Here is a 14,295-nt window from a genome sequence, read left to right as displayed (position 1 = left end):
GGAATGCCCGAGAAAAGATCGAACGCCTCTCCGGACGGCCGGTGTATCTTGATCTGTTCGTATCCGTCAAAAAGGGATGGAGTTCGGACAAAAAAACTTTGAGTGATTTGGGATACGAATGGTAAAAATAATCTCCTTTTTAGTTTTTTCGTCTGCTTTATTGTTTTCTGCCGATGTGGTCACCCTCTATAAAAGCGGCGGGAAAAAACTAATCGAAAAAAAGACCCACGATACCGCCTATTGGTCAGGAACCCTGAACAACAAAGATCTGCGATTCGGCTATTACGAACGTACCTTTTCATTATTAGCATGTAACAAAGAAAAGGGATTGCTTGAACTGTATATGCCGGACTCCCAAAAACGTTTTTCTTTGAAAAAACGCTACAGCGCGCTTACCGGGAAAAACGACGGCGACAAAATGATCGAAGGGGATTTAAAAACACCAATCGGAATTTATAGCCTTATACAAAAGAAAAAAACAGTCGATCCGTTTTACGGCCCCATGGCGTTTGTCACCTCTTATCCTAATTTGTATGATCGCATCCGAGGTAAAAACGGCTCCGGCATCTGGGTACACGGCGTTCCGTTAAGTGGCACACGAGAATCGTTTACTAAAGGATGTATCGCCATCAATAACAATGACCTGGTTCAACTGGATCAAAACATCAATCCGGCCAACACCTTGCTCATAATCGATTCAGCACCCAAAAAACCGATTGATTCCGCCTCTTATTCGGCTGTTTTAGCAGGGCTGCACCAATGGAAATATGCTTGGACGTATAATGATTTAGAGAGTTATCTCTCCTTTTATGATCCTTCTTTCAAACGCTTTGACGGAATGAATCTGGCTAAATTCAAATCTTTTAAAGAGCGTATTTTTTCAAAAAACGAGATTAAAACCATTACGTTTAACAATGTCAATATCATCCCCTATCCCGGGGACAAACGCAATCTTTTTCTCGTCACATTCGATCAGATTTACATCAGCGACACTCACAGATATGAAGGGCAAAAATCTTTGCTCGTGGCCCTTAAGGGAGATAAGACCATCTCTATTCTGACCGAAGAATAAGAGATGCGTGCAATCGCCTTCTTGTTGTTTACGTTGCTGCCCGTTTTGCATGCATCTGCATTTTCGCTCATTAAAAAAGAAACCGACACACTAAAATCGCCGACACTGCTTGTGATCGGCGGTATTCACGGCAATGAACCGGGAAGTTATTTCGCATCCGCCTTGCTAACGCAGTACTACCATATTAAAAAAGGGAATCTTTGGATTATCCCCGACCTGAACCGCAAAAGCATTCAAGAGAACAATCGTGGCATCAACGGTGATTTGAACCGAAAATTTTCTCAGATCGATCCCGAAGACCCCGATATCGGCATCGTCAAAGAAGTACAAAAAATCATTACCGAACCGCAAGTCGGGTTGATACTCAATCTCCATGACGGACACGGTTTCTACCGTAAAAAATACCTCAATACCATTTTTAATCCGAACGCTTGGGGACAAACCTGCGTCATTGATCAGCAAATGCTCGATCACGAACATCCGTTCGGTCATTTGGATACCATCGCTTCCAACGTCAGCCGTTCCCTGAATGACGATTTGATCGAAGAACACCATTTTTTTGATGTGCGTAATACCAATACCCGTTTTGATGACGAAGCGATGAAACACTCGCTGACCTATTTTGCCGTCACCAACCATAAACCGGCATTTGCCATCGAAACCAGCAAACACCTCCCCACTCTTCATCACAAAGTGTTTTATCAGCTACGCGCTATCGAGTGCTATATGCGCTTGATGGGAATCGAATTTGAACGAACCTTTACTTTGAATCCCGAAGCCATCCAGAATTTACTGAAGACACAAGGAAGCCTAACTATTAATAACAATTTTTATCTAAAAATAGAAAATTTAAGAAACACTTTAAGTTTCATTCCGCTAAAATCAGGCATAAACGATTTTAAATTTTCCCATCCGTTGGGAAGCGTACGAAAAAACAGGCATCAATTTGATCTTTTTATCGGTAACCAAAAAATAAGCTCACTTGTTCCAGATTACGCTTCTAATGAAAGTTGTTCCGAACAGATTAGCGTGTTGGCAGATAACCAGCCAATAACATTAGCGGTTGCTACAGATTTTTTTGTAATGGACGATTTTAAGATTGTTAATCATAATCCTAACATACGTGTTAACATCATCGGCTTTACCGCCAAAGGTGTGAAAGACGAAAGTAATATACCGGTCCGGTTACAGGATTTAGACTCAAATTACTCTATCGATACTTCCAAAAAAAGCTATCGGATAGAGTTTTACCGGGAGAACCGTTTTTGCGGGATGGTCCTGGTACATTTTAAATAGGATAGGGAATGAGTAAAAGCAAGCAGCAGGCTTATTCAACCATCGTTTCAGCCAACCCGTATAAAGGCGATTGGTGCGTTGGTACGTTTAACACGATTTCAAAAACGACTTCTCCTTCATTTTCAAAAGACCAATATGCCGTCTCTTTTCTTAATACAAAAGGATTTATCTATACACTTATAGGAATCAGCAAAAACATTCCCGACGACGATGTATCCGATGCTCTGGAAACCAAGGTGTATGAAGATCTTGCACTGGATATGGCAATTGAATACCATATCCGCCACATCGAGGCACCGCTGCGCGGTACAGAGACGGAACGTTTTTTTCACGTTTTTGTTGTCGATCCTCTGACACTCGAGCAAGAATATTCCGGTGTCGTCAACGAAATAAAATACATTGATCAGATCGTCCCCATTCCGTTACTGCTGAAATCGTTGTACGTCAAAGAACTGATTGACTCGTCCGATATTCACTGTTTCATCTATTTTCAGGAAAATGATGCATTTTTCTGTATTTACAGCGAACAGGAATTTACCTACGCAAAATCGTTGAAATACTCATTGAAACAGATGCATGAACGTTTCTGCGAACTTCTGGGAGAGCAGCTCGATCTTGACCGATTTGAACGCATGCTGGTAGAAGAAGGGTTGAATGCAGCTCATCCCGAATACCAAAAAAACCTTATCAAACTGTTCGGTGAAATTTTTCTTCATGTCAGTGATGTCATGACCTATGCCAAACGGGCATATGACATTAAAAAATTCGACGAAATCTTTATCGGGACAAGTGCGGGAAGCGTCAGCGGATTGGACGAGTACGCACAAACCTATTTGGGAATCAAAACGCTTCCTTTTGATTTTAACTACGGGTTCAATACCAACGGTGCCCGCGTGGATCAGATACATCAGCTAATGCATCTGTACGGCCGTCTGGATGCGGAAGATCGGTATGAATGCAACTTCACTGTTTTCCATCGCCCCCCTCCTTTTTCAGAACGTGACAGCGGCAAGTTCATCCTCGTTATGGCGGCCTCTCTGGCCGCTGCGTTACTCTATCCGGGAGTCTACTGGGGCCTTTCGTATGTTGAAGAGTTTCGCCATGCGATTTTGACCAAAGAGTACGAACAAGTCCATATCGAAAAAATGACTCGCGAAGCGACCGTCAATTTGAAATTGGCCAATAAAAATGCGGCTCAGACATTACTGGATGAACAGACAACTTCCTATAAACAAAAACAGGACACGCTGGTACAGGTACACGATAAAAAAGTAAATTATCCGATGAAAGCCAAGATCATGGCTGATTTTACAAGAAGCTTTAACCAATATCGTGTTCAACTCAAATCCGCTGCGTACAATGAAGATCAAAACGGGACCCTAAAAACGTTCACTTTCGGCTTGACATCGCCGACGACGCAAAACATCACGGCATTACTAAAACACCTGACCGATGCCAAAAGAGACAAATACGATTTTTCGCTTAAAGTCATTTCTTACAATGAAGAAGAAAAATCCTATCTCGGTGAACTGAAGGCGGTAATCAAATGAAACTCAATATTGAAGACTACCTGTACGCTCTAGACAACTCTTTGTCACAAAAAACAGAACGTGACAAGATGATGCTCTATGTAATGATTTTCATGTCTCTTTTTGCCTTTTCGTATCTTTTCTTTTGGGAAAGTTCGGAAGCAAGTTTCAACGTTTCGCACGAAAAAGCACTGAAAATTGAAAAGGATCTGAATTTCGACAAACAGTATCTGGCAGCCAATCCTCCGGAACGAATTGCACAAATCGAACAAGAAACAGCAGAGATCGAACGTCAGCACGCATTGTACGTCCAGTACAATGACTATATTAAAAAACAGCTTGAGCAAATTTCATCGCTTTATTATGATGAAAAAGTATGGGGAGCTTATCTTGACTCGGTTTCGCGCTATGCCCGGGCGCATAATATCAAACTGGCGAAATTCGCAAACACCTTACAAACGGATAACAGTTCATTCGGGCATGTGCTTGATATCAATATTTCGTCCGAAGGGCAGTACAAAAACACTTTGAAATTTGTCAATGCACTGGAACAAAGTTTTTTGGTCGTCGACTTGCATGATTTCAACCTGACTGCCGATGAAAAACTGAGAGGAAATCTGAAAATCTCAGTATGGGGGATTGTAAGACAATGAAAAAACATATCTTATTAGGTATCATCGGAGTTTTCGGCCTTGAAACTTCCATACTTGCCTCGCTGAATAAAACCGGGCCTGTCGTGGTTGCACAGCCGCAAAAAGACAAAGAACTGGCCTGGGTCGATGAACAGATTCAAGCCATTCTACCCGCCAGAATCGGGGTTTCCGACGGACTCATCAATTCCCTTCGCGATCCGATCAAATTAAAAAAACCTGCCGCAGTGGCAACGACGGGGAACAAATTGTTCCCTCCACCCAAACTGGGTTCCGGACTCGTTCTTCCGCCAAAAGTCGTTGAAGAACCGTTGCGATTAACGGCTCTTATGAATAAATCGGCTTTCATCAGCGGCAAATGGTATAAAACAGGCGATTCCGTCCGTGAGTATTCTCTCAGTGAAGTCAAACCGAATTCCGTGTTGTTAACAGGGAAAAAAGGCCAAAAGCTCATTTTGTTTTTGACAAAACAAAACAATAACATCAAAATTACCACAAAATAGGAAAGAATCATGATACCCGTAATCAAACACCATGCTCGCGCATTAATGTTATCAGGTCTTTCGGCTGCCCTTCTTTCACCGGCGCTTCATGCGGACTGTACGTATGAGCTTTTCAACATCGCTTCGGTCAAAGGGACGACCGTCGGCGAGTTCGTCGATCAACTCAGCGAAGAGTGCGGTATGAGTGTCATCGTTGCCGATGCCGAAGCGGAAAAGATCCTCGGCAAAACAATGAACAAAACCTTTCTGAAGAATCTGACGATCAATGAAGTACTTGATCTTATCGTTAAAGAAAACAATCTGCAGTATACGCTTCAGAACAATGTCTTGAGAATTTCGTACCTTCAGACCAAAACGTACAACATCGATTACATCATCTCGGAACGCAAAGGGGTCGGCAGCGCGAATATCACCCTGAGTTCCAACACCGGTACGGCCCAAAACAATACAGCCGGCGCGTCAGGCACATCTGCCGCCGGAGCATCTGGCGGGGCCGGAGCAAAGGGTAAAAACAATGCTTCTTCCGAATCAGGTATTCAAATCACGTCTAACGATGAAGTACTGTTTTGGGAAACATTGGACAAAGAGCTCGAAAGCGTTCTGAACCGTCCTGAGGATGTGTACACGGCCAAGATCCCGATGATCAATAAAAATGCCGGGCTGATTACGGTAACGGCCACAGGGGCACAGCTCAAACGCTTAGATGCCTATCTGGACGACTTGGAAAAGAAAATGCAGACACAAGTCCTCATCGATGTCAAAATGTACAGCGTCGTCTTCAGCGATGCGTCTTCGACCGGTATCGACTGGTCCCAACTTTATGCTTTGCAAAATATCAAATTGGGATTCGATTACGTCAGTAAAAATAATTTGATCGAATTTGAAAACACGCCCGATTTATTAGGTACGACCTCTTTTAAAACAATGGGAGAACAAGCCGTTAATAATGCGCATGCTTTCCAAATGTCTGCAAAAGGAAGTCTGAATGAAGTTATCAAATTTCTCAAAACGCAGGGGGACGTGTATGCGATTTCCAACCCGAAAGTGATGACATTAAACAATCAACCGGCGTTAATAACCGCCGGTACCGAATTGTTTTATAAAACCGTTCAATCCTCAACACTTGCGGGAGGTTCAACCGGAACAACCTCAGAGACAGAAATTGTCAGTTCCGTTTTTTCAGGGGTATTGCTCGACATTACGCCTGAAATATCCAAGGACGGAACAATTACTTTGCGTATCAACCCGTCTATTTCAGAAGTGGCCAGTGATATTTCGGCAAATAACGCGGACCGAAAAATGCCGCCGGACTTAAGCCGTCGTCAGCTTTCCTCCGTCATTTCCGTCAAGGATGGCAACCGTGTCATTTTGGGGGGGCTGATTAACAGCAAAAATGTCAACAATACGAATAAACTTCCTCTCCTGGGAGATATTCCATTGCTGGGATATCTTTTTAAACGCGAAGGGATAACCAAACAAACCGAAGAGATCGTTATCATTATCGAACCGCATATCGTCAAAAAAGAGAATGATAAACTCACTTTGGGAGACTTGGGCTATACCCGTCTTGGAAATAAAATCGAAGAAGAAGCCAAGCAGGAAACAAAATAAGGAATGGTAGAAAATTCCCTTTTCGCAAAGCCGCGCGATCTTTTTGTGGATGTCGTCAACGCCAAAGACTACATCCAGATCGACAGCGTTTCACATATGTACCAATCGTTGAAAAACTCCGTCGAAAAACCGCTTAAGATGATCTTGTTATACGGCAAACCCGGTACCGGGAAAAGCATGCTGCTGCACAAACTGCATTATGACCTTTCCAAACATCAGAAAGTCTTCATGATCGGAACACCGATTGTCGAAGAAGAGGATTTTTTACGCGTTCTGGCACAGCAAATTTTTGGCCATTCCCCCAGAGACGGCATCTCTTTAAACCGTTTTTTGGACATTGCGCAGGCACTAACATTGCCCGATGTACCGATCGTTTTACTGGATGAAGCACAGCTTTATTCTTCTTCATTGATGGAAAAAATTCGTCTGATATCGGATGCCAGAGCCGTCAAATTCGTTATTACCCTTCATAAAACGGACAAAGAAGACATTATTGCCAAAGAACACTTTCAAACCCGGATATGGGAAAGTTTCGAGCTTAAAAACGCTACGGCCGAAGAGCTGAAAGTGTACGTTCAAAAAAAACTCCTAAAAGCTAACTGTTTTGATGTCGCCAACATGTTCAACGATAAAAATATGAAACTGATTACCGCTTTTACCCGCGGCAATTATCGTGAAACGAATAAACTGCTCTTTGCTCTTTTCAGCCTCTATTGCTGGTACGAAGAGAACCATCCCGCCGCGATCAAATACAATGCCCTCAAACCCAAATGGGTAGAAATGGCAGCCATCCATACAGGACTTATCCGTGCTTAATATACATGATTTGGAACGGCGCTGGTTGCGATATAAAATCAAACACTATTTTCCCTATTTCATCGGCGGCACGCTCATACTCCTCGCTTTTGCCGGAATGATGGGATGGTTTGCCACCTCAGCGGGTACCTCCGCCTCATCGCAAGAAGCCGACAATACACACAAGCAAGAAAGTATGCCTGCAGACCATACGACAATGCAAACCGATAGAACGATTCTTGAGCCTTCTATGCGTTTTGTCGAAGCATTTCAAAAAAATGCACCCGTAGTCCAGACATCATCCGCCCCCGTTTTGACTCCAAAACCTGCCATAACTACGCTGCCTCCGCCAAAAATGCTGCAGATGCCTGATCCCGCGCAGTCTCATAGCGTTGCCTCTGCCACCAACCCCGACAAATCGCTTTCGATCAACCGAAATGAGTCCAAAACAGATATTGAAGAGCTTCAAATCCGTTTCAAAGAGACTTCAAATGCCAATTTGGGGCTTTTTATCGCAAAATATCATTACGACCGCGGCAATTATGCCGAAGCCTACAATTACGCGCTGAAAACCAATTCCATTAACAGCAGAATCGATGAAAGCTGGATACTTTTCTCGAAATCGTTGGTTAAATTAGGAAGAACGGAACAAGCCAAAAAGACGCTGCAACTGTATTACCAGCAATCCAATTCCGAAGCGGCCAAAGCGCTGTTGAACTCGATAGAGCATGGGACGTTTAAATGAAATCCTGGATTTTGATTGTATTCTTTGCGGTTTCTCCTCTCCTTCAAGCCGATGCAAGTCAGAAACTTTATGACCTTTATCAAAGAGAGCTATACTCTCAAGGATGTGATTACGGGTATCAAGTGTTCACCCAAAACAAGCGAAACGAAGCCTTCGTTTCGCTGCTGGGGTTTTCATGCCTCAAAGCCGATCATATCGATCGTCTCTCGCCCGTGATATCCGCACTGCACGCTACTCCCGACGCGCGTGCAAACAGCGCTTATTTTTCGTTGCTGCTAATGCAGAAAAAACTGCTGGCGCAGGCGCTTTACGACAACAAGCCGATCGTTAACCTCAAATTCCCGACCAGTGCGCATCTTCTCTCCAAAGTGTTCGAACTCTACCTCAAAAACCCCAAGTCTTCCGATATCGTCAAGGAGTACACCGATCCGCTCAATCCAAGACAAAGCTATAAACTCTATACCACCGATTCCTGGGGGCGCAAGAGCATAGCAATTGATGAATATTATGATAAAATATTAACCATTCATCATGTATATTAGGCAAAGGACACGGGTATGGATCGTATAACACAGGATTTACTTGACAAACGCCATATTACCCAACAGCAAATCGATCGCTTGACAACCAGAGGCGTTCAGGATGACACAATCCTCGAAACACTGAGTAAAGTCGGTGCCGTATCGGTCAATTTCATCAAGCGTTTTATCGTCGAACAAATCCGTCTGGGACGGTACGAACTCTCCATTATCAAAAACTACCATTTTTTAGACGAGGGATCGATCCTCTCTCATCTAGCCGAAGTTATCGAGGTCCCGTTTATTGATCTGGATTCAATCGACATGGACTACCGCTTGGTTGAAAAGATCCCTACCCCTCAGCTCAAACGCTATAACGTACTGCCGATCGTACAGGATGACATGTACGTGACGGTAGTCTTTGCCGATCCGCTCAACATTGAAGCTCAAGAATCGGTACAGCGCCTTTTCCCGAGAAAATCGCTCAAAGTCGCCGTTGCGACCGAAAAACAGATTCAGGCCTATCTGTTCAAAATCGAACTCAAAGACAGCGTCAAGGAACTGGTGACCAATATCCGCAACGAACTGCGCAATATCGGAACCATCGAAGAACAGCAGGAAGCATCATCCATTTTACAGCTTATCGACGTCATCCTCAAGGCCTGCATTAAAGGACGCGCAAGCGACATCCATGTCGAACCGACGGAAAAAAACTGCGTGGTGCGGGGACGGATTGACGGAAAATTGACGGAAATCTTCATTTTTGACCGCGATATTTATCCCCCGCTGGCTTCCCGTATCAAACTGCTTGCCAATCTTGACATCGCCGAACGGCGAAAGCCTCAGGACGGCCGTTTTTCTGCCGTCGTCATGGAAGCCGAATTTGATTTTCGTCTCTCGACGCTCCCCACCATTTACGGTGAATCCATCGTCATGCGTATCCTGGACAAGACAAAAGCTCTCGTCAAGCTTGAAGATTCGGGAATGGACTCGGAAAGCTATCAAAAACTGATCAAAGCGCTGCATTCCCCGTTCGGAATCATTCTGGTCACGGGACCTACCGGAAGCGGTAAGACGACCACTCTGTACGGCGCACTTAACGAGTTGCGTAATGTTGAGGACAAGGTTATTACGGTCGAAGACCCGGTAGAGTACCGGATGAACCTGATTCAGCAAGTCCAGGTCAACCCGAAAGTAGGTCTCTCTTTTGCCGATGCGCTTCGCTCTATCCTGCGGCAAGACCCCGACAAAATCATGATCGGAGAAATCCGGGACCATGAAACGCTCGAAATTGCCGTAAAAGCGGCTCTTACCGGCCACTTGGTCATCTCAACGCTCCACACCAACGATGCGATCAGCGCAATACCGCGGATGGCCGATATGGGGATTGAACCCTACCTCATCAGCGGAGCTTTGGTAGCGGTTCAAGCACAACGGCTGGTGCGGAAAATCTGCCTACACTGTAAAAAAGAAATCGAGATCCCACAAACTCTTCTTCAAGAATACACTGCCTATATCCCCGAGGGCACCGTCTTTTATCACGGAGTCGGCTGTAAAGAGTGTAACGGAACCGGATACATGGGAAGAGAAATGATTTGTGAAGTTCTTCCCGTGACCGAAGAACTTTCCAGTATGATCGCCAGAGGCTCGTCGAAAGACGACATCACCAAACAGGCCAAAAAAGAAGGATTTGTCGGCATGTTTGAAAACGGCATGGCCAAAGCGGTCAACGGAGTCACCACATTGGATGAAATATTGAGGGTAGCCAAAGGATGAAGTATTTTACAGCAACAGTCCTGTCAAAAGGAAAAAAGAGCGAACACGGATTTTATGCCGAGAGTAAAAAAGAAGCCCATTATCTCGCCAAGATCAAATTTAACGGTATGGTTATCAAAGTCGTAGAATCGACCCCTCCGCTGGAAGATCAACTGCGCCGCTTTAAAGACAACCTCTTTTCGAACATCCGAAAACGAAAGCTCAAACAAGACGCCCTGATCGCCGCAATACGCCAGCTTGCCGTTATGACGAACGCCGGAATCTCCATCCACGATTCGCTCAGAGAGATCGCCGATGCTACGACCGATAAAGTCCTGCAAAATGTGTTGGGAACGATGGCGGAGGATATCAATGCCGGGCACAGCCTCTCCAATTCGGCCAATAAGTTCAGCTTCGAACTGGGTACCCTCTCGCTGGCAATGATCGAACTCGGGGAAAAAACGGGTAATATGGCCGAAGCGCTCCATAAATTAGCCGATATGCTCGAAGAGATCCGCCGTAATATCATCAAATTCAAAAAAGCAATGGCTTATCCGCGTAACGTCATGATCGCGATGGCTATCGCTTTTACCGTACTAATCTCATACGTTGTACCGCAGTTCAAGGCAATTTTCGAGCAGCTTCAAGCGGAACTTCCGTTACCGACCAAAATTTTGCTGTTTTTGGAACACCTTTTCAACACATACGGCCTGTATGTTTTGGCCGCAATCGTTATTTTCATCATGGTGTTCCGTTATATGCTCAATCACAACCGTGACTTCCGCTACAAATGGCATCAACTTCTACTGCGGCTGTATCTCATCAAGAGCATTATCATGTTTGCAACGCTAAACCGTTTTACACTGGTATTTTCAGAACTTGTCCGTGCCGGTATCCCGATCGCCGACGCACTGGATACGTCGATCGGTATGATCGAGACACTCCCGTTGCAGGAAAAACTGCAGACAGTCCGCCAAACCGTCGAAAAAGGCGGAACGTTGTATGCGGGATTGGCCGAAACGAAACTTTTCGAGAACATGATTATTCAAATGATTTCGGCCGGGGAATCAAGCGGTCAGCTCGATGCCATGATGCAAAAGGTCATGGAGTATTATAAAATGCGTTTTGATGCCATTATCGACGGCCTTTCGGAGGCGATTGAACCGATCATGCTCCTGATCATTGCAGCCATGGTCGTTCTGCTGGCATTGGGTATTTTCCTGCCGATGTGGGAGATGGGGAACGCCGTACAGGGACGCCGCTAACAGAAGGTTTCAGCCCTCTTCGTTCGAACCTTTGGCGACGAGGGCATTGTACGTCTCGTCTTTGGGAATCAGTCCCGCTTCGTACAAAAATTGGGAAGGGACGAAGTTTGTCTTCTTGATTTTGTCGAATTTGGCGAAGCTGAGGTACAGTCTGTCTTTCGCCCGTGTCACCGCGACGTAAAAAAGGCGTCGTTCTTCTTCGATGCTGCCGCTTCGACTCATCAGCTTACGGTTCGGAAACCGCCCGTCCATCAAATCGATCACATAAACTTCCTGATATTCCAACCCTTTGGAAGCATGGATACTCAGCAGATGAACCCCTTCCCCCTGCGTCAAGTCCTGCGATCCCAGCACCATAGCGTTCAGAAAACGTTCATGTTCCTTATACGGGCGCGAAAGCTCGAACAAAAGGGTCGCTTTGCGCAATATTCGCTCCTTTGCTTCCTGCTTCGCCCGCTCATCCACCGCCCCGTTTTCATTCATCGCCCGACGGGTAGAAAGCTGTTCGACGGTATGCGCGTACAATCCCGAAACGGCGATTTTTTGGACCGCTGCTTTAGGCTCCTGCACGTTACGCAGCTGTTTGAACAACAGATACATATCGTTGAGGAATATGGCGCTCTCTTTGGTCAGTTTGGAATGCTTGAAAATGGGGTTCGTCAAAAACATCAAATCGATCGAGAGTTTGGCGAACCGCCCCGCACTTCCCATTTCGGCATAATCGTCGAACAGCCCCAGCTGATGATTCAGCTTGCGTTTCTCGAACGGATTGCTGATCTCCATGTCGGGAGAAAAAAGCCCCTTGAAAAACGAACCGTGCCCCAGTTTCTGCAACGCGACAAAGAGCTCTTTCGCCACCGCGCTTCCGACTCCTTTGGCGTAATCGAACAGATGGATAAAAGCCATCATATCCGATTCATTGACCAAAAGGGTGTAGATGTCCAAAAGGGCTTTGACCTCCTTGGAATCAAAAAAGCTCACCCCCCCGCGACGGCGGCAGGGGATACCGAGTTCGCGCAGCGCTGCTTCGATCCCGTCGGCAGAAGCGTTGTTGCGAAAGATAACGGCAATCTCGTCACGCGGCGTGGAAGAGTCGCCGATCATCTGCGCGATCCCGTGATACTGGTCGAACAACTCATCGTAAATCAGCAGCGTCGGGTTTTGCGCTTCGGCCGTACGGGTCACTTCTAGCGCTTTGGGATAGATACGCTCGTTATACGCAATGACCGTATTGGCCAATGAGAGGATCGGAACGGTGGAACGGTAGTTTTTGTTCAGCGTATAGACTTGCGCGCCGGGATAGTTTTTGCTGAACGATCCGATAATCGAGATATCGGCTCCGTTAAAGGCGTAAATACTCTGGTCATAATCCCCGACGCAAAAAAGCGAGGGGGGCTTCATCGCGTTGATCAGCGTCCCCTGCAACGCATTCGTATCCTGGTATTCATCGATCAAAACTTCTTTGTACCCCAGATCGCTTTGGGCGGCAAGGTCGCGCATCAACAGCAACAGATCGTTAAAATTGACGAATCCGTACTCACGCTTAAGCGTTTCGAACTCATCCACGATATCAGCATAGATCGCCGCATACACCGCGTGTTCGTCCTGACGCGTCGTAATCCACTCTTCAAAATTGATGTTCAATTCGGTATTTTGGTAAAAAGAATAGACGTCATAGAGGTAATTGGCACCGTACGCGGGAGTGGCACAGTCGATGTGGGTAAACGTCCGTTTTTCATAGACGCTTCGAAAAAGAGTTTTCAGCTCACGCTGCTGCTTGAGAACGACTTTCCCCTCTTTACGCTTGAGCCATCGGTAACTCACCGCATGGAATGTCCCCGCATCAATTTTGGAGGCAATCTCCCGCCCGAAAAAAGTTGCCACCCGCTCGACCATCTCTTGCGCCGCTTTGTTGGTGAACGTCAGCAGTAAAATCTGCTCAGGCCGTACGTCTTGAGATAACAGATACGCAATTCGCCCGACAATGGTAGACGTTTTTCCCGTTCCCGCCGAAGCGATGATCAGATTATGACCGTACGGTGCGGTGGCGGCGGTATGCTGCTGAGGATTGAGGCGGGAAAGAGGCAAAGGGCTCCTTAAAGCCCTCGGTAATGCGGGCTTTTACGACTTGAAATTTTTGATCGGCTCGGCATATCCGAATCCGGGATAGTCTTTGGCATTCAATACGGCTTGCGCCATCGAAGCATTGTCTTGATTGAAAATCAGCGGGGCAAGAAAATTGACGCATGACTCATCGAGAGGGTTTTGAATTACGACGATATTATATACAAGCACGTTTGAATTTTCATTAATATCCAACAGAACGCGAACGGACTTCGGAAGATCAAATGAATATTCGCGTAACGCATAGGGATTGACAAGGGTAAAGCTCACCTGTTCGTCTTCCCCTCTCAGAATCGAAAACAGCTCGTCAAACGGTTGCAGCTCCACCGTCTTTAAATTTTCAAATCCCAATATATCGGCTTTGACATTGTATTTCACGCATACCCCTTTATCCATATTAGTGTCACAAATAAAGCAAATCCCGTTCCCATG

The 14,295-nt window shown here is 45.6% G+C and carries 13 protein-coding genes; 11 read left to right on the top strand and 2 right to left on the bottom strand.

What is annotated here, in order from left to right; genetic code table 11:
* The first annotated feature begins 118 nt into the window (after positions 1-118).
* Genes JU82_RS08455 through JU82_RS08405 form a run of 11 tightly spaced genes read left to right on the top strand, consistent with a single transcriptional unit; the run spans position 119 to position 11,739 of the window.
* The gene (locus JU82_RS08455; RefSeq protein WP_037949387.1) at positions 119-1,072 is read left to right on the top strand and encodes a L,D-transpeptidase family protein; all 954 of its coding nucleotides are present in this window, start codon (positions 119-121) and stop codon (positions 1,070-1,072) included.
* Between the two features lie 3 nt (positions 1,073-1,075).
* A complete protein-coding gene (locus tag JU82_RS08450; RefSeq protein ID WP_037949385.1) occupies positions 1,076-2,368 on the top strand; it encodes a M99 family carboxypeptidase catalytic domain-containing protein in 1,293 nt (430 codons plus the stop codon).
* 8 nt (positions 2,369-2,376) lie between these two features.
* On the top strand, positions 2,377-3,918 hold the full coding sequence (locus JU82_RS08445; RefSeq protein WP_037949383.1) for a hypothetical protein: 1,542 nt from the start codon (positions 2,377-2,379) through the stop codon (positions 3,916-3,918).
* The gene (locus tag JU82_RS08440) at positions 3,915-4,550 is read left to right on the top strand and encodes a hypothetical protein (protein WP_037949381.1); all 636 of its coding nucleotides are present in this window, start codon (positions 3,915-3,917) and stop codon (positions 4,548-4,550) included. The genes JU82_RS08445 and JU82_RS08440 overlap by 4 nt, the downstream gene beginning before the upstream one ends.
* Positions 4,547-5,050 (top strand): hypothetical protein, encoded by a 504-nt coding sequence (locus JU82_RS08435; RefSeq protein WP_037949379.1) that lies wholly within the window; start codon positions 4,547-4,549, stop codon positions 5,048-5,050. Before JU82_RS08440 ends, JU82_RS08435 begins: the two co-directional genes overlap by 4 nt.
* 9 nt (positions 5,051-5,059) lie before the next feature.
* Positions 5,060-6,661, top strand: a complete 1,602-nt coding sequence (mshL, locus tag JU82_RS08430) for a pilus (MSHA type) biogenesis protein MshL (protein ID WP_294892631.1) — start codon at positions 5,060-5,062, stop codon at positions 6,659-6,661.
* Between the two features lie 3 nt (positions 6,662-6,664).
* Entirely contained in the window at positions 6,665-7,477 is an 813-nt protein-coding gene (locus JU82_RS08425; RefSeq protein ID WP_037949377.1) for an AAA family ATPase, read from the top strand.
* Entirely contained in the window at positions 7,470-8,201 is a 732-nt protein-coding gene (locus JU82_RS08420) for a tol-pal system YbgF family protein (protein ID WP_037949375.1), read from the top strand. Before JU82_RS08425 ends, JU82_RS08420 begins: the two co-directional genes overlap by 8 nt.
* On the top strand, positions 8,198-8,743 hold the full coding sequence (locus JU82_RS08415; protein ID WP_037949373.1) for a hypothetical protein: 546 nt from the start codon (positions 8,198-8,200) through the stop codon (positions 8,741-8,743). The genes JU82_RS08420 and JU82_RS08415 overlap by 4 nt, the downstream gene beginning before the upstream one ends.
* Positions 8,744-8,758: 15 nt before the next feature.
* Positions 8,759-10,495, top strand: coding sequence for a GspE/PulE family protein (locus JU82_RS08410; protein ID WP_037949371.1), 1,737 nt, complete (start codon positions 8,759-8,761; stop codon positions 10,493-10,495).
* Entirely contained in the window at positions 10,492-11,739 is a 1,248-nt protein-coding gene (locus tag JU82_RS08405; protein WP_037949369.1) for a type II secretion system F family protein, read from the top strand. The genes JU82_RS08410 and JU82_RS08405 overlap by 4 nt, the downstream gene beginning before the upstream one ends.
* A gap of 9 nt (positions 11,740-11,748) precedes the next feature.
* On the opposite strand, the gene JU82_RS08400 is transcribed toward JU82_RS08405, so the two are convergent.
* Both JU82_RS08400 and fliW read right to left on the bottom strand, forming a co-directional pair.
* On the bottom strand, positions 11,749-13,827 hold the full coding sequence (locus JU82_RS08400) for an ATP-dependent helicase (protein ID WP_037949367.1): 2,079 nt from the start codon (positions 13,825-13,827) through the stop codon (positions 11,749-11,751).
* A gap of 33 nt (positions 13,828-13,860) precedes the next feature.
* A complete protein-coding gene (fliW, locus tag JU82_RS08395) occupies positions 13,861-14,241 on the bottom strand; it encodes a flagellar assembly protein FliW (RefSeq protein WP_037949365.1) in 381 nt (126 codons plus the stop codon).
* Positions 14,242-14,295: the final 54 nt, after the last annotated feature.

It is taken from the genome of Sulfuricurvum sp. MLSB (genome assembly GCF_000747095.1).
Classification (GTDB): Bacteria; Campylobacterota; Campylobacteria; order Campylobacterales; family Sulfurimonadaceae; genus Sulfuricurvum.
The sequence above is the reverse complement of the archived record's forward strand: the minus strand, read 5'-3'. Positions and strand labels throughout refer to the sequence as shown.